Annotated in this window: 17 protein-coding genes; 7 read left to right on the top strand and 10 right to left on the bottom strand. The window is 61.4% G+C overall.

What is annotated here, in order from left to right; translation table 11 throughout:
• Nucleotides 1–141: 141 nt before the first annotated feature.
• From AC0L2D_RS07620 to AC0L2D_RS07580, 9 genes are all read right to left on the bottom strand, one after another.
• Entirely contained in the window at nucleotides 142–1,164 is a 1,023-nt protein-coding gene (locus tag AC0L2D_RS07620; protein ID WP_013533678.1) for a type II secretion system F family protein, read from the bottom strand.
• Nucleotides 1,165–1,173: 9 nt separating this feature from the next.
• Complete coding sequence (locus AC0L2D_RS07615) at nucleotides 1,174–2,187, bottom strand: type II secretion system F family protein (RefSeq protein ID WP_013533679.1); 1,014 nt, start codon at nucleotides 2,185–2,187, stop codon at nucleotides 1,174–1,176.
• 29 nt (nucleotides 2,188–2,216) lie between these two features.
• Nucleotides 2,217–3,716 (bottom strand): CpaF family protein, encoded by a 1,500-nt coding sequence (locus tag AC0L2D_RS07610; protein ID WP_063171185.1) that lies wholly within the window; start codon nucleotides 3,714–3,716, stop codon nucleotides 2,217–2,219.
• A gap of 29 nt (nucleotides 3,717–3,745) precedes the next feature.
• On the bottom strand, nucleotides 3,746–5,035 hold the full coding sequence (locus tag AC0L2D_RS07605) for a CpaE/TadZ family protein (protein ID WP_063171184.1): 1,290 nt from the start codon (nucleotides 5,033–5,035) through the stop codon (nucleotides 3,746–3,748).
• An 18-nt stretch (nucleotides 5,036–5,053) separates the two neighbouring features.
• Entirely contained in the window at nucleotides 5,054–5,788 is a 735-nt protein-coding gene (locus AC0L2D_RS07600; RefSeq protein ID WP_063171183.1) for a CpaD family pilus assembly protein, read from the bottom strand.
• 14 nt (nucleotides 5,789–5,802) lie between these two features.
• The gene (locus tag AC0L2D_RS07595) at nucleotides 5,803–7,323 is read right to left on the bottom strand and encodes a type II and III secretion system protein family protein (protein ID WP_063171182.1); all 1,521 of its coding nucleotides are present in this window, start codon (nucleotides 7,321–7,323) and stop codon (nucleotides 5,803–5,805) included.
• Nucleotides 7,320–8,132 carry a Flp pilus assembly protein CpaB gene (gene cpaB, locus AC0L2D_RS07590; RefSeq protein WP_013533684.1) on the bottom strand — a complete coding sequence of 271 codons (813 nt, stop codon included), beginning with the start codon at nucleotides 8,130–8,132 and terminating at the stop codon, nucleotides 7,320–7,322. The genes AC0L2D_RS07595 and cpaB overlap by 4 nt, the downstream gene beginning before the upstream one ends.
• A 213-nt stretch (nucleotides 8,133–8,345) precedes the next feature.
• Nucleotides 8,346–8,864 carry an A24 family peptidase gene (locus AC0L2D_RS07585; protein ID WP_013533685.1) on the bottom strand — a complete coding sequence of 173 codons (519 nt, stop codon included), beginning with the start codon at nucleotides 8,862–8,864 and terminating at the stop codon, nucleotides 8,346–8,348.
• A gap of 171 nt (nucleotides 8,865–9,035) precedes the next feature.
• Entirely contained in the window at nucleotides 9,036–9,218 is a 183-nt protein-coding gene (locus AC0L2D_RS07580) for a Flp family type IVb pilin (protein WP_063171181.1), read from the bottom strand.
• A 334-nt stretch (nucleotides 9,219–9,552) separates the two neighbouring features.
• On the opposite strand from AC0L2D_RS07580, the gene AC0L2D_RS07575 reads away from it, so the two are divergent.
• From AC0L2D_RS07575 to AC0L2D_RS07565, 3 genes are all read left to right on the top strand, one after another.
• Complete coding sequence (locus AC0L2D_RS07575) at nucleotides 9,553–9,975, top strand: pilus assembly protein N-terminal domain-containing protein (protein WP_013533687.1); 423 nt, start codon at nucleotides 9,553–9,555, stop codon at nucleotides 9,973–9,975.
• A gap of 137 nt (nucleotides 9,976–10,112) precedes the next feature.
• On the top strand, nucleotides 10,113–10,694 hold the full coding sequence (locus tag AC0L2D_RS07570; RefSeq protein ID WP_063169998.1) for a TadE/TadG family type IV pilus assembly protein: 582 nt from the start codon (nucleotides 10,113–10,115) through the stop codon (nucleotides 10,692–10,694).
• A 38-nt stretch (nucleotides 10,695–10,732) separates the two neighbouring features.
• Nucleotides 10,733–11,350 carry a TadE/TadG family type IV pilus assembly protein gene (locus AC0L2D_RS07565; protein ID WP_013533689.1) on the top strand — a complete coding sequence of 206 codons (618 nt, stop codon included), beginning with the start codon at nucleotides 10,733–10,735 and terminating at the stop codon, nucleotides 11,348–11,350.
• Nucleotides 11,351–11,384: 34 nt separating this feature from the next.
• Here AC0L2D_RS07565 and AC0L2D_RS07560 read toward each other — a convergent pair whose 3' ends face one another.
• Nucleotides 11,385–12,305, bottom strand: a complete 921-nt coding sequence (locus AC0L2D_RS07560; protein WP_473540787.1) for a phosphate/phosphite/phosphonate ABC transporter substrate-binding protein — start codon at nucleotides 12,303–12,305, stop codon at nucleotides 11,385–11,387.
• A gap of 308 nt (nucleotides 12,306–12,613) precedes the next feature.
• Here AC0L2D_RS07560 and AC0L2D_RS07555 point away from each other — a divergent pair, with 308 nt between their 5' ends.
• The 4 genes from AC0L2D_RS07555 to rpsT all read left to right on the top strand — a co-directional run bounded on the left by AC0L2D_RS07555 (nucleotide 12,614) and on the right by rpsT (nucleotide 16,091).
• The gene (locus AC0L2D_RS07555; RefSeq protein ID WP_473540692.1) at nucleotides 12,614–13,855 is read left to right on the top strand and encodes a phosphopentomutase; all 1,242 of its coding nucleotides are present in this window, start codon (nucleotides 12,614–12,616) and stop codon (nucleotides 13,853–13,855) included.
• Entirely contained in the window at nucleotides 13,848–14,738 is an 891-nt protein-coding gene (gene mutM, locus AC0L2D_RS07550; protein WP_275954064.1) for a bifunctional DNA-formamidopyrimidine glycosylase/DNA-(apurinic or apyrimidinic site) lyase, read from the top strand. The genes AC0L2D_RS07555 and mutM overlap by 8 nt, the downstream gene beginning before the upstream one ends.
• Before the next feature lie 130 nt (nucleotides 14,739–14,868).
• Nucleotides 14,869–15,642: an enoyl-CoA hydratase gene (locus tag AC0L2D_RS07545; RefSeq protein ID WP_013533693.1), complete on the top strand. Its 774-nt coding sequence runs from the start codon at nucleotides 14,869–14,871 to the stop codon at nucleotides 15,640–15,642.
• A 182-nt stretch (nucleotides 15,643–15,824) separates the two neighbouring features.
• The gene (rpsT, locus tag AC0L2D_RS07540; RefSeq protein ID WP_013533694.1) at nucleotides 15,825–16,091 is read left to right on the top strand and encodes a 30S ribosomal protein S20; all 267 of its coding nucleotides are present in this window, start codon (nucleotides 15,825–15,827) and stop codon (nucleotides 16,089–16,091) included.
• Nucleotides 16,092–16,309 lie beyond the last annotated feature (218 nt).

Below are 16,309 nucleotides of genomic sequence, written 5' to 3'. Positions count from 1 at the left end.
CCCCGCCCCCACCCCCCCCCCCCCCCCCACCCCCAACCCCCCACCCACCCCCCCCCACACCCCCCCCCCCCACCCACGCGGCCGCGCCCCCCCCCGCGCGGCCTCTTCGTTTGAAGTGTACTGCAGGAATTTGCCTTGCCGCTACTGGGCGTTTGTTGCCGGCGCCGCATGATCGCCGAAGATACCGCGTTGGCTGACCTGAATGCCGGCGGGACCCAGGATGATGGCGAAAAGCACCGGCAGGAAAAACAGGATCATCGGCACGGTAAGTTTTGGCGGCAGGGCGGCCGCCTTCTTCTCGGCCGCATTCATGCGCATGTCGCGGCTTTCGGCGGCAAGCACGCGCAGTGCATGCGCCACCGGCGTGCCGTAACGCTCGGCCTGGACGAGCGCCTGCGACACCGACTTGACCGAATCCAGGCCGGTGCGGCTTGCCAGGTTCTCGTAGGCCTGCTTGCGCTCCGGCAGATAGGAAAGTTCGGCATTGGTGAGGATGAACTCTTCCGCCAGCGCCACCGATTGCGCGCCGATCTCGTCGGCGACCTTGCGCAATGCTGCTTCCACCGACATGCCCGATTCGACGCAGATCAGCATCAGATCGAGCCCATCCGGCCATGCCATCTGGATCGACTGCTTGCGCTTGGTGGCGCGGTTGTTGACGTAGATGACCGGCGCGTAGAAGCCGCCGTAAGCAACGAGGATGCAGACGAACAGCCTGATGACCAATGGCTTGTCGGGCAGTCCTCCGAGCACGAAAATGTAGATTGCGGCCAGCGCGAAACCGACAAAAGGAAGCACGAGACGAAAGAAAAGAAACCGCGTCAGCGGATTCTGTCCACGAAAACCGGCCACCTTGAGTTTCTGCAAGGTGCCTTCATCGGCGAGCGCGCGTCTCAGATCCAGCCGGTCGACGATGTTGCGCATGCCGATCGACTGTTCCTCACGCAAGCCCTTGCGACGGCGGTCGGCCTCGACCGCAAGCCGGGCGCGCTGTTGCGCACGCAGTTCGTCGCGCTCCAGCGCAACGGATTTCATGCGTGACTTGAGCTGGTTTCCGCCAAACGCCGGCAGCAAGGTGAAGACGGTCGCAAACACCGCTATCGCGACCAGCATCGCGATCAGGAAGCTCGGATCCGTCAGGGTCTTGATGACTTGCTCGGTCATGCCAGCATCCTAGACTTCGAAGTTCATCATCTTGCGCATCACCAGGATGCCGATCGACATCCAGACCGCAGAGCAACCAAGGATCAGGTTTCCGACGCTGGTGTTGAACAGCGGCATCAGGTAGGCCGGGCTCGACAGGTAGACGAGAAAGGCGACGATGAAGGGCAGCGCACCGATGATCGCGGCGGATGCCTTCGCTTCCATCGACAGCGCCGCGACCTTGGCTTTCATCTTCTTGCGATCGCGAAGCACGCGCGAAAGATTGCCCAGCGCCTCGGAGAGATTGCCGCCGGCTTGCGATTGAATCTGGATAACGATGCCGAAGAAGCTTGCCTCGGTGCAAGGCATGGTTTCGGGCATGCGCAAGGTCGCGTCGGGGATAGAGAGGCCCATCTGCTGTGAATCGACGATGCGGCGAAACTCGGTCTTTACGGGTTCGGGCGATTCGTTGGCGATCAGGCGCACGGCATCGTTCAGCGGCAGGCCCGATTTGACCGCGCGCACGATGATGTCGAGCGCGTTTGGAAATTCGTTGAGGAATGCCTTGACCCGGCGGGCGCGGCGAAACGTGACGAACCAGCGCGGCAGGCCCAGCCCCCCGGCCAGCAGCACGCCCGGCAAGGCGATCAGCGGGGCTCCGGCCACGAAAGCGGCCATCGTCAAAACGATGCCGCATATTGCGGAATATATATAGAAACGCTCGATGGTGGTCTTGAGGCCGGCCTGACGAAGCTGGGCTTTCAGCGGCGGCTTCTTGACGCGGCTGTCCTTGGTTTTCTGCTTGGCGTCGAGTTCGTTGAGAGAATCCTGAACCGATTTGCGCCGCTTGGCGGCTTCCGCCACGCGGTCGCGCGAGGCCTTGACGACGGAGCGATCCGTCTCGGCGGTCCTGATTGTTTCGAGCCGCTTGCCGACCTGTTTCTCGTTGCTGATCCGGGTGAACAGAAATGCATAAGCGACGGCGCCGGCGCTGAAGCCGGCGAGCACGACAAACGCCAGTACTGTGCCGTCAATTCCAAACATTGGCCCGAACCCTTACACCCCAGCAGACGTCAGTCAGCGCGTTTCTCCATCGCCTCGAGCGCAATGGCGAGACGCTGCTCCTCGCCGTAATAGCGTGCACGCTCCCAGAAATGCGGACGGCCGATGCCGGTCGATACGTGCTCACCCAACAGCCGGCCGTTGGCGTCCTCGCCCTTGATGTTGTAGAGGACGATGTCCTGCGTGATGATAACGTCGCCTTCCATCCCGATCACCTCGGTGATGTGGGTGATGCGGCGCGATCCGTCGCGCAGGCGCGCTGCCTGGATGATCACGTCGATGGAACCGACGACGATTTCGCGCACTGTCTTTTGCGGCAGCGAATAACCGCCCATGGCAATCATGGATTCGATGCGGTTCAGGCATTCGCGCGGGCTGTTCGAGTGGATCGTGCCCATCGAGCCGTCATGGCCGGTGTTCATCGCCTGCAGAAGATCGAACACTTCGGGTCCGCGCACTTCGCCGACGATGATGCGCTCGGGCCGCATGCGCAGGCAGTTCTTGACCAGGTCGCGCATCGTCACCTCACCCTCGCCCTCCAGATTGGGCGGGCGGGTTTCGAGGCGCACCACATGCGGCTGTTGCAATTGCAGCTCGGCCGAGTCTTCGCAGGTGATGACGCGCTCCTCGCGGTCGATATAGTTGGTCAGGCAATTGAGCAGCGTGGTCTTGCCCGAACCGGTACCGCCCGAGATCACGATGTTGCAGCGAACACGGCTGATGATCTTGAGAACTTCGGCGCCCTGCGGCGAGATGGCGCCGAACTTGACCAGTTGGTCGAGCGTCAGCTTGTCCTTCTTGAATTTGCGGATGGTGAGCGTGGCGCCGTCGATGGAGAGCGGCGGCGCGATGACGTTGACGCGCGAGCCATCGGGGAGGCGCGCGTCGCAGATCGGGCTGGATTCGTCGACGCGGCGGCCAACCTGGCTGACGATGCGCTGGCAGATGTTGAGGAGCTGCTGGTTGTCACGAAAGCGGATGCCGGTCTGTTCGACCTTGCCGTTGACCTCAATGTAGACGTTCCTGGAGCCGTTGACCATGATGTCGGCGATGTCGTCGCGGGCGAGCAGCGGCTCGAGCGGCCCATAGCCGAGCACGTCGTTGCAGATGTCCTCGAGCAGCTCTTCCTGCTCGGCGATCGTCATTGCGAAGTTCTTGATCGCGATGATGTCGTTGACGATATCGCGGATTTCCTCGCGCGCACTTTCAGGATCAAGCTTGGAAAGCTGCGACAGATCTATGGTGTCGATGAGTGCGGAGAAGACCTGGCTCTTGGTATCGTAATAGGTTTCGCTTTTTTCGCGCTGTGCCCGCTTCGGCTCAGGCGCCAATGGCGGTGCCTCGACCGCACGGCGCGCCGGCGGCGCGACAGGCGCGCTTGGCGCCGAGGGCCGTGTCAGAACCGCCGTGTCCACGGAACCTGCAGCCGGCGGCGCAACAGGCGCCGGTGCTGGCTGGCGAAATTCCGGCGTGAACCGGTTGCCGTCGTCGCTGCCTCTTTTACCAAACATGATCGACTACCGATTCCACTGCTGAAGCGTCACTTCTTGTTGCGCGAGAGCTTGCCGAGCAGGCTGCCGAGCCCGGCCTTCTTCCTGATCTTGATTTCGCTGCGCCCGGTCAGCACATGCGCCATTTCGTTGATCATTGCGACGATCGGATTCTTGGCATCCATTTCGCCAAGCATGCGTCCGTTGTTGGCAGCATTGCCGAACAGCAAGGGATCAAAAGCAATGACCGACATTGGCGACAGACCGAGCGGCTCGGCGAAATCGGCCGGCGAAATCTCCGGGCGTTTCGGGACGCCGGCCTGGTTGATGATCAGCTTGGGCGGCGGATCATTGGGACGAAGCCGCTTGAGCATGTCGATGAGGTTCTTGGTGTTGCGCAGATTGGCAAGTTCCGGTGTCGCGGTGATGACGATCTCGTCGGCCTTGACCAAGGTGTTCTTGGTCCAGCCCGTCCAGGCATGGGGGACGTCGAGCACCAGAAGCGGCACGCTGCGCTGGGCGGTGTCGATGAGCTGAACGAAGGCCTCTGGATCGAAATCATAGACCCGTTCGAGCGTCGAAGGCGCCGCCAGCAGCGACAGATGCTCGGCGCACTGGGTCAGCAGCCGGTCGAGATAGACTTCATCGATGCGTTCCGGTGAAAACACCGCCTCGGCAATGCCTTGCGCCGGATCCTGGTCGAAATTGATGTTGGCGGTGCCGAAAGCCAGATCGAGATCAGCGACGACCACTTCGGATTTGAACAGGGAGGACATCGCCCAAGCCACATTGTGGGCGATCGTCGAGGAGCCGACACCGCCCTTGGCGCCGACGAAGGCGATCGAGCGGCCGAGCGGCTCGGCTTCCGGATCGATGAAAATCGACGACACCACGCTGACGATGTCGGCCATCGAGACCGGAGCGATCACATATTCGGAAATGCCGTTGCGGATGAGTTCCCGGTAGAGGCCGACATCATTGTAGTGGCCGATCACCACCACCTTCGACGTCGGATCGCAATATTCCGAAAGCTGGGCGAGTTGTTCCAGCAATTGCTTGGGCTCGCTGCGCGATTCCAGCAGGATCAGATTGGGCGTCGGCGCCGATTGGTAGAATTCGATGGCAGTGGGAACACCGCCCATATGGACCTTGAGATGCGCCTTCGTCATGCGACGGTCCTCGCCGGCGCGCTCGACCGGGTTGGCAACACCCTCGGTCTCGCAGAATGCCTGGATCGAGATGCGCGGGATCGGCCGCAACGCCTGCATCGCGGCGATGTCCTGCTGCGAGGTATCGCTGCCGTCCACAGGAGTGTCATAGGCCAGATTGTTCATGTCCATGTGCTCCGGAACTGCGCTTTAGTAGCTAACTTCGCCTTCTGCTTGCCAATCAAAGAACGGTTGATTTCGGTACCCGTCGATGACTTTTCCACGCTGCTCGGCGTCGATAGGCGCCTGCTTGCGTGGTCCAAGCAGATCGGCCGGATTGGCCATCTGGGCAGCAAGATTGTTCTGATAGGAGCAGCCGAAATCGGCATAGTGCTTGTTTTCCGATGTCTCCACGAGATCTTCGGGCCAGCGCCCGCATTTATCGGTCTGGGCTTTCACCGAGATATAGGCAACGCGAATGGGGGCCGAGGCTTCGGCGGAAGCGGACTGATAGGAGGTCATGACGATCCGGTTGCGCTTGATGCCGCTGGCAACCGCCAGCCGGGCGAAATCACGCCCGGCAGCGGCCGCCGCGACCTCGTTGGCCGAGCCTGCCGGGATTGCAATCGTCAGCGTCGGGGCGGCGCTCCTGTCGTAGCCGTCGAGGAAGCCCGAAAGCGTGTCACGCTGGGAGCCCGTCATGCCACGGTCACCGGCGCCCACCGGCAGATCTATCTTCTGGTTCTTCTCGGCGATCACGATCGGATGGTTGGTGCGATAATCGTCCGGGATGGAGCCGACCGTGATGCTGTCGCGCTGGGCGCAGCCGGCCAGCAGTGCCGCCATCGCAATCGCCAGAACCGGAACGGACCGCCGGCAGACCCGCGAGCGGCCAAAGCGCATCGTTGCGGCGATGGTGCTTGCCTTCAATGCTGACTGAGACATGTCCGCTTCTCCGCTCACTTGTAGATGAAGCCGACGACGCCGTGGTAGCGGCCGTTGGGCTTGTCGGTCTGCATGGTGCCGTAGACACGATTGACGCGGCCAAGGAACATGGCGGCGCCATCGCTGGCGGCGTTGAAATTGTCGTCCGGCTTGGCAAGGTCGTTGCGTGCCACCGGCTTCACCAGATAGGGGGTTATGATGACGACGAGCTCGGTCTCGTTGCGGACGAAATCCCTGCTGCGGAAGAGCGCGCCAAGCACTGGAATCTTTGTCAGTCCGGGCAGTCCGTTGACGGCTTGCCTGACATCGTCGCGAACCAGGCCGGCGATCATCATGGAGCCGCCCGAGGGCAGTTCAACGGTCGTATCGGCAAGACGCTTACGCAGCGAAAGGGCGTTCATGCCGGAACTCGTCACGCCTTCGGACAACGACACGGATCCCTCGGTTGTCGGCTCGGAAACCGAGGTTCGGACTTTCAGGCTTATGCGGCCGGGAGACAACACCACCGGCTGGAATTCCAGGCCGATGCCGTACTCGATCTTTTCGACACTGTAGGTCTTCAACCCAGTCCGGTTGTCGTCGGATACCTTCTGGTCGACATTTGTGACCATGTTGTATTCACCACCGACCTTGAAGGTCGCCTTCTCGCCGGATACGGCGGTCAAGGTCGGCTCCGCCAAAGTCTTCATGACTCCGGACTGCTCCATGGCGTTGACATAGGCCTGCAGCCCCGACGCGCCGACCTGGAGGCCCGAGTTCGATAGCTGCTTGCCGAGACCCATGAAATTGTCGCTGACCGCACCGTAGCTAATGCCGTTGCTGCCCCCGCTGCCGACCATGTTGACGCCGAGCTGCTTCATCACCGAGCGGCTGACTTCGGCGACCGTGACCTTCAGCGTGACCTGGTCGTCGCCAATGATCTGCAAAAGGTTGACGATCTTGCTGGTGCGGCGCTCCTGGTCCGGATTGTTGATGTCGACACCGCTCTGGGCCGAACCGCCGGCAGCGGTCTGCGAATATTGTCCGGTCGTCGCTTCACCACCGGAAACGAAGATCGTCGCCAGGTCGACCGCGCGTTTTGCGTCCAGCGGCGTGTCGACCGTTCCGGTCAGGACGACGTTGTCGTTCAGCAGTTCCACCTTGATGGCCGACGTCGGCAGGAAGCGCCTGATATAATCCTCAAGGCCGGCAACGTCGCGCTCGACGGCCAGGTCCAGACTGACGATCTGCTCGCCATTGGGGCCGAAGACAAAGATGTTCGTCTCGCCGACCGCCTTGCCGAACAGATAGATGCGCCTTGCGGTGCGGGTCACCGCATCGGCAACCGCCGGATTGGCGACGAGAATGTCATAGGCATCGCTCGGCAGGTCGATGACCACCGACTTGTTGAGGCCGAGCTTGACGCGCTGGGTGGCCGTCGATGCCGTGACCTGCGCGTTCTTTGCCTCGACGACGCTGCCTTGCACATTCGTTCCGACGAGCAGCAGGCCGAATGCCGCGGCTACGATTGCCGGCAGTTTGCCACCTAGCTTCATTTCCTTGCTCCCACTTCGGAAACTTCGCCCGACTTGATCAGCCTCACCGTTCCCCTGCGGCCATTGCCGGAAACGAGATAGTCGGCCTCACCCACATTCTTTTCCTGCGTGTCCGCGACCGCCCGCAGCGCCAGGGTCAGGCGATCCGCCATCTGCTGGGCGACGGTGATAATCTCCGCCTGCTTGGGCGTCAGTTCCAGCGTGGCGGTCTGGCCCACCCTGGTCTTCTTGCCTTCCTCGTCCTCCTGAATGGTCTGGTCGATGGCCAGGACGCGGATGTTCTTGAGGATGGTCTCGGTGTTGAAGCCGGCGGCACCGCTGGCGGCATCGGCCCTGCGGGTCATGATGACGTCGACGAAATCGTTGGGAAGAATGAAGCCGCCGGCCGACGTGTCGGCCGAGATGGCCGTGGCGACCGCCCGCATGCCGGAAGGCAGGATCGACGACATGAAGCTCTGCCCCTCGCCGATCAGCTTGGAACGCCGCAGCGGCTCTCCGGCATACATCGCCACACGGGCAATGGAACCCTTCAGCTTGTCCAGCGCCTCGGGCTCGGCGGTGCGGGTGATGAAATTCGCGTTGACGCCGTCGGCGGGCCAGGATTGCCAGGCGATGTTGTTTTGGATGGGGCTGCCCATCGGAACGTCGCCTGAAAGCACAAGCACATCCTGGAGTGCCACTGCCGGGGCCTGGGGAGCGGAATCGACGACGACCTGGGGCGGCGGTGCCACCATGTTCTTCGCGACATAGCCAGCGCCACCCGCCGCGGCCACCGCCACGCTCAGAATTATCAATCGCGATGCTGGCATCTGTCCGAACCCTTGCCCTGGCAAACCACGTAGCCAAGCCGGACTTTGCAGCGGCAATCGTCAAAACAAGGTTAATGTAATGCTTACGATCGTGATTAATTTAACGTTTACATAAATTAGCCGGACTATAGCCGGACCGGCCAAAACAGCCGGGCCGACCCCGTTGAGAACGGGGTCTCGGCAATGCTGACAGACAATAAAATAATATCGTGGTCAGGCCGCCAGCCTGGCCAGCGCCCATATCATCAAAGGCGAGTCCGGATAGGTCAGCAACCCGCCAAGGCCGAGCGCGACGCCATAGGGAACGCCTTTTGCCTCGTCGGCGAAATGGCGCAGAAACGGATTTTGGCCGGTAACGGCCGCAAGCATCGACTTCCGGTAGAGGATGATCGCGAGCGTCAGCAGGCCGCCGATGATTGTCGAGGCGACAAGATACTCCACGAGATTGACATTGAGGCCCATCCACATCGCGGTTGCGGCCAGAAGCTTGGCGTCGCCGCCGCCCATGCCGCCTATTGCAAACAGGCCGAACGTCACGGCCAGGACCAGGGCGCCGGCGGCGAAATGTCCGCCATAGGCCGCCCAGTCCATGCCTGTAAGGGGCGCGACCAGCGCGAAAACCACGACGAGCAGCACCGGCACGCGGTTGGCGATCGTCATCGACAGCATGTCGGAGATCGCGGCAAACAGCATGCAGAACGGAAAGACGACGAAGATCAGGGCTTCAAGCATCGGCGCCATGCCTATTGTCCGATTTCACGGGCTCAATCTAAGTATGTTCGATTAACGATTGATGAGGCCAAGAACGAAAAGACAACCTATATTGGCAGCGGCATAGAAAAAGGGCCGCCACGCGGCGGCCCTTTTCCAGAAATGTAATGCAAGTGCTCGGCGATAAGCCGATCAGCTGCCGCTCGGCGTGCCGTTCAGGGTGCTGCCAATGTTGGTGAACTTGGCATTCAGCGCATTGCCGAGCGTGCCGGCGCCAGTGATGATGGCGAGCGCGATGAGAGCGGCGATCAGACCATATTCGATAGCGGTCGCGCCGGATTCGTCCTTCACAAAACGTGCGATGAGATTAGACATTCGAGAGCTCCTACTCCACGTGTTACAGCACTTCCGTCAACTTCTGTGATGGTTGATCGGATGCTGCCAATCTAGGGAGAAGCTCTTTCGATCGGCTTAAGAAACAGCCTTACCGATTCCTTTCCCGGTTCGAACATATTGCGTGGTTAACTTCGGGCTAAAGTACCGCCGCGCCTTCCAGTCCCAGGTTTGGCAGGCTTGCGCCCCGACTGGACCGCGCCTCGCGGGGCGCCCTTATCGGCCATTGCAGGATTGGCAACATCGCAGGCTTAACCGTTGGTTCACCAATCTCGTTCATGTTCCGTTGATCAGTCCGCCTGCGTGGAGCGCCTCAATGGCCCAGCCGAGATCGTCAATCCTGATTGCCGCGCTTCTTGCCGTCTCGAGCTTCGTCGCGCCCGCCATGGCCGGCGCCGGCATCGAGGTCACGATGAACCAGGCCAAGATCGTCAAACTGTCGCGTCCCGCAGACACCATCGTGGTCGGCAACCCGGCAATCGCCGACGCTTCCGTGCAGGACGCTTCGACGATCGTGCTCACCGGCAAAGGTTTCGGCGTCACCAATCTGGTCGTGCTCGATACCGACGGCAGTCCCATCGTCGATGAGCAGGTAACCGTCGTGCGGCAGGCCGCTTCGTCGGTGCGCATCTATCGGCGTGCCGAAATCCAGACGATGTCCTGCACGCCCTATTGCGAAAGCTCCTACAAGAGCGAAGCGGAGAAGTCTTCCGAGGCGGAGATGAGCGTCAGCCGATAGGTGGCGTGACCGGCTGCCGGTGCGGTTATTGGCCGGTTAAGAGGCCTGCGCCGACTTTAACGATCATCCAAACCGGACCTCAATCGGTTTGCGTTAATGGTCCTTCCGAGACCGCATAGAGATCGGCAGGATCGGACATGAGCAAGGGATACGGCCGCGCAGGCGACCACAAAGTGAGATGCCCAAGGTTTTTCGCCCGCTTTCTTCGTGACCGGCGCGGCGCCACGGCAATCGAATTCGCGATCCTTTCAGTCCCCTTCGCGCTGCTTGTCTTCGCCATTCTGGAAAGCTGCATCTCGTTTGCCGCGCAGGAAGTGATGGCCAACATCACCGACGATGTCGCGCGCAAGCTTCGCACCGGCCAGTTGAGGGCGGTTGACGTCGCCGGAACCAACTTGCGGGACATGATCTGCACAAAACTGCAGATCATCGTTTCCCAGGATTGTCCCAATCAACTGCTGGTGGATCTTCGCCAATATACATCGTTCGCCGATGCGGCCACGGCCGGCTTCAAGATCCAGAACGGCGATGTCGTATTGACGAAAGGCACCGCAACCCAGTCGTTTTCAGTGACAGCGGGTGCGGCGGAGTCGAGGAACATGCTGCGGGTCTTTTACAAATGGCCGATCATGACCGACCTGCTGGCCAAATCGATGGGCGGCAACAAGACGCTGCACTTCGCATCGGTGACCTGGCAGAACGAACCGTTCGACAACTGAGCGGAATGCACGAGCAGTATAAGAAAAGGGCAATGGGCATGATGCGTGCGGGGGCACATCTTATGATTACGGGAGTTTGGCGGAAAACAAGTCTGTTCTGGTCCGATCGTCGTGGCATCGCGGCGGTCGAATTCGCGTTGATCATGCCAATTCTGCTGATCATGTATTTCCTCACAATGGAAGCGTCGCAAGCCATCGAGACCAGCAAGAAGGTCAGCCGTATCGGCAGCATGGTGGCCGATCTCGTCACCCAGCAGACAAGCGTCCTCAAGGCAGATGTCGACGCCATCATGCAGATCGGCAGCGTCACCCTTCAGCCCTACAACCGCTCAAATCCGACCATCACCGTCACGGCAATCCAGGTCTCGGCCGATGCGACGAGGGCACTGGTGGTGTGGTCACGCAAATTGGTAGCCGGCGTCGCCAGCCCTGGCGCCGCCGCCACCACCGAGACAACGATCCCGGCGTCGCTCAGAGTCGCCAACACTTTTCTCATCCGCGTCGAAAGCAACCTCGGCTATACGCCGGTCATCGCGTGGAGCGCGAGCAGTCAACAGAAGCTTGGGCTGACCTCGGCTTTCAGCAACATAACCATGGGCGAAACCTATTTTCTGCGCCCCCGCAGAAGCGTGACGATCCCTTGCAGCGACTGTTGAACAGAGGCAGCCAGGCGTGCGCAGGCCGCTCCAGCTACTGCTGCGGCCCACGGTCCGAAACGAAGCGCACGATAGCAGCGGCCATCTCGTAGTCTTTTGGCGCCACGGTGGCGAAGCCGCCGGAATGTTTCGATTCCAGGAGATCGTAGATATCGGGCGTCGTCGACTTGAGGTTGGTGAGGAACACGGCAAGCCGGCGCTTGGCTTCGGGGTCGAGATCGCTGCGGACCGCATGCGGGCCGTATCTCAACAGGCCCGACGTCCATACGATCCGAAGCGCCGTCACTGAGAGCCCTGCCGCCTCCAACCTGGCCTGCGTGCCCGACGGTTCTCGCGGGCCGTTGGCAGCGGCCGTCACCCAGCCGAACAGGCCATCGGCCTTGCCGTCGACCAGCATCGTCTCGGCCGCCGCGGCCGAATCGGCATGGACCAGAAACGGTGCATCTTCCGCGATCTTGCGGCCTTCCGCCGCCAACGCCGCCAATGGCAAGAGAGAACCGCCGACGCTGTCAGAAGGCGCCATGGCGATACGATGGCTGTCCATCGCCGCAAGGTCGGCCAGCTTGCCGTCCCGCGTCAGCAGAACCGAGCGGATGCCGATCGCGCCGTCTGAATCGACCGGAGCCACAAGCGGTTCGATACATAAGCAGCGCTGCGAGGCCGTCGCATATGCAGTGGCCGAATAGATCGCATATTCGATGCGGGCATTGGCCTGCGCCTCGATCAGCGCGGCATAGTTGCGGGCAACGACAAACTCGACCTTCATGCCCAAGGCCTTGGTGTAGGCGTCGGTCAACAGTGCCAGCCCCGGAACGGAGTTGCCGGCGCCTGGCTCGGCAACGATGCCGATGCGAAACGTGCCGATATCGTCGCGCCAGTCGGCATGCGCCGGATTGGACCAGAGCGCGACCTGCGCCAGCATGAGAGCGGCATAAGTCTTCAGCGCAACCCTCATGACAGGAACCACGGTCTGTTGTCCTCGATTCATGCCCATGCCCGGAGCATTTGTGCATGTCGCAGCCCAAAACCGCTGCGCACCGTTGGGCGACATGCATCTCTGTTTGTGCATGTCGTTATCCCAAAACCGCTGCGCACTTTTGGGCGACATGCATCTCTGTTTGTGCATGTCGTTATCCCAAAACCGCTGCGCACTTTTGGGCGACATGCACCAGACTATCACGCCAAGCCGTTGCCGTTTGGTTTCCGAATTGCCAATGAAGTCGCGGAACCCTATGTCTGGTCGGTCAAACTGGCAACAACTCGATGGCACGCGCTTTCCTCTTCGTTCTGGACTCCTTCGGCATCGGTGGAGCGGCCGACGCCGACCGCTACGGCGACGCCGGCGCCAACACATTCGCGCACATCGCAGAAGCCTGTGCAGAGGGCCGCGCGGATCGCGAAGGGCTTCGCAGTGGACCGCTGTTTGTCCCTCAGATGGCCTCGCTCGGGCTTGGCAAGGCTGCCGAAACCGCAACGGGGCTGGGCTTTGCCAGCAGCGGGACGGATCTGCTCCCAACTGCCTTTCACGGCGCCGCACAGGAGGTTTCGAGCGGCAAGGACACGCCGTCGGGCCATTGGGAGATCGCCGGCCTGCCGGTGCGCCTCGACTGGGGCTATTTCCCGGATACGGTTCCCGCCTTTCCGGCCGAACTGACCGAGGCGATGATCCGCGAAGGCAAGGTGCCGGGCATTCTCGGCAATTGCCATGCGCCGGGCACCGAAATCATCGAGCGCTTTGGCGAGGAACACATCCGGACCGGCAAGCCGATCTGCTACACGTCGGTCGACTCGGTCCTGCAAATCGCCGCGCATGAAGTCCATTTCGGCCTCGATCGGCTTTATGAATTCTGCCAGGTGGTGCGCAGGCTGGTTGACCCGCTCAGGATCGGACGGGTGATCGCGCGGCCGTTCGTCGGCGAAACCACCGCCACTTTCGAGCGGACATACAACCGTCATGACTACGCCGTGCCCCCGCCGGAACCGACCCTGCTCGACCGGCTGACGGCGCGTGGCAGCCGTGTCATCGCCGTCGGCAAGATCGGCGACATCTTCGCCCATCGCGGAATTTCGCAAGTGCGCAAGGCGGCAGGCAACATGGCGATGTTCGACGAAGCGCTGGGTGCGATGGATGATGCCGGCGACGGTGACCTCGTCTTCGCCAATTTCGTCGACTTCGACACCGAATTCGGTCACCGCCGCGATGTCGCGGGCTATGCTGCAGCGCTCGAGGCCTTCGACCTGCGGCTGCCGGAGGCATTTGCGAGGCTGCGGCAGGGCGATCTTCTCATCCTGACGGCCGACCACGGCAACGACCCTACCTGGGCCGGGACCGATCACACGCGCGAGCGGGTTCCGGTGATCGGCACTGGACCGGGTCTCAAGAGCGGCGACATCGGACTGAGAACGACATTCGCCGACATCGGCGAAACCGTGGCCGAGCATCTCGGGCTGGCGCCCGGACGCTACGGCACTTCTTTCTATGCGGCGATCGGCGGTCATGCCTGAGTTACCGGAGGTCGAAACCGTCCGGCGCGGACTTCAGCCGGTTCTGGAAGGCGCCACCATCGCCCGCGTCGAGGCGCGCCGACCGGATCTGCGCTTTCCATTTCCCGAGAAATTCGCGCAGCGACTGGCCGGCAAGACGATCACGGCACTCGGCCGCCGGGCCAAGTATCTGACGATGGACCTGGAAGGCGGCCCCGCGCTGATCTGCCATCTCGGCATGTCGGGCTCATTCCGCATCGAGACGGCCGATGGCAGCGACATGCCCGGCATCTTCCGGCACGACCGCTCGAAGAGCTCCAATCACGACCACGTCGTCTTCCATGTCGTGTCTCCGGCCGGTACCCGATCGCGCGTGATCTTCAATGATCCGCGCCGCTTCGGCTTCATGTTGTTTGCGGAAGGACTGCCGGACGTTCATCCGATGCTGGCTGGACTTGGCGTCGAGCCTACGGGCAACACATTGGACGGTGCGCTGCTTTCCTCATTGATGAAGGGGCGGAGATCACCGCTGAAGGCAGCGCTTCTCGACCAGAGGCTGATCGCCGGGCTCGGCAATATCTATGTGTCGGAGGCGTTGTGGCGTGCGGGCCTGTCGCCGCTGCGCGAGGCGGGCACGATCGCCAGGCCCGGAAAGAAAGCCCAGGCCCAAAGCGAACACCTCGCGCAAGCCATTCGTTCGGTGATATCAGATGCGATCGCAGCCGGCGGTTCCTCACTGCGGGACTATATGCAGACCGATGGGTCGCTGGGCTATTTCCAACACGCCTTCGCCGTCTACGACCGCGAAGGCGAGGCCTGCTCCAAGCCCAGTTGCGGCGGCCACATCGAGCGTGTCGTGCAGAGCGGCCGATCGACCTTTTATTGCCGGACATGTCAGCGATGAGTCAGAGCAATTCCAGGAAAAGCGGGGCGGTTTTCCGTCCGAAATTGGTCAAGACAAGGAGATGGAGCGGTTCTGCGTTTTCGTGAAACGATGAACCGCTCTAGACGAGCGTAAGCAAGGAGAAGCAGCCATGAGCTATGAGACGATCATCACCGAGACGCACGGCAAGGTCGGGCTGATCACGCTGAACAGGCCGCAGGCGCTCAACGCGCTGAACTCCCAGATCCTGACCGAGGTGGTGGCAGCCGTGAACGGGTTCAGCGCCGATCCCGGTATCGGCGCCATGGTCATCACCGGTTCCGAAAAGGCTTTCGCGGCGGGCGCCGATATCAAGGAGATGCAGTCCATCTCCTATGCGGACGCCTACGCCCAAGACTTCTTCGTCGGCTGGGAGGAACTGACGCGGGCGCGAAAGCCTATTATCGCGGCGGTGGCGGGCTATGCACTCGGCGGCGGTTGCGAGCTGGCGATGATGTGCGATTTCATCATCGCCGCCGACACGGCCAAGTTCGGCCAGCCCGAGATCACGCTCGGCGTCATTCCAGGCATGGGCGGGTCACAAAGGCTGACCCGCTTTGTCGGCAAGTCGAAGGCGATGGACATGTGCCTGACCGGGCGGATGATGGATGCCGCCGAGGCCGAGCGTTCTGGCCTGGTGTCGCGGGTCGTGCCTGCCGGCGAACTTGTCGAGGAGGCGCTGAAGGCCGCGGCCAAGATCGCCGCTTTCTCGCTGCCATCGGTGATGATGGCAAAGGAAGCTGTCAACCGCGCCTTCGAGACGACGCTTGCCGAGGGATTGCGGTTCGAGCGCCGGCTGTTTCACTCGCTGTTTGCACTGGACGATCAGAAGGAAGGCATGGCGGCCTTTGCCGAGAAGCGGAAGCCGAATTTCACCAACCGCTGACGCCAATCCCTTGGCTTCGAAGAAGATGGCTGTTGGCCGCCAAAAAGAAGGTCAGGCAGCGTTGACGCGCCGGAAAAGCTGAACTATAAGCCGCACCAACCGAGGCGGCCCCGTGGCAGCCCGTTTGTTTTTTGCGCCCTGCGGCATCCCGCATGCGCCGACCAGATCAGAAGAGAGGCATCATGGCCAATACATCCTCGGCCAAAAAGGCAACGCGCAAGATCGTCCGCCGCGCAGCGATCAACAAGAACCGTCGCTCGCGCGTCCGCACCTATATCCGCCAGGTCGAAGAGGCGCTTGCCTCCGGTGACAAGGCTGCCGCACAGGCTGCCTTCAAGATCGCGGAACCGGAATTGATGCGCGCCGCAACCAAGGGCGTGATTCACAAGAACACGGCGTCCCGCAAGGTGTCGCGACTGGCTCAGCGGGTTAAGGTACTGTCGGCCTGACATTACTTGCCTAGACTGACGTTCTTCGAACCCGGCCGTTTGTGCCGGGTTTTTTCGTTTGCCGGCAAGCACTTAAAAAGAATGTCCGGAAACGGCGTCTTATGCGGATTTCACAATAGGGAATAGTTTGCCGGCATATGCATGACTGCTGTTGATCGGCACGCTTGAAAATCGCCGGCCTAATGATTCTTGGCTGTCAAAAATAGCTTATATTTTTC

The organism is Mesorhizobium sp. WSM4833 (genome assembly GCF_055811095.1).
The sequence above is the reverse complement of the archived record's forward strand: the minus strand, read 5'-3'. Positions and strand labels throughout refer to the sequence as shown.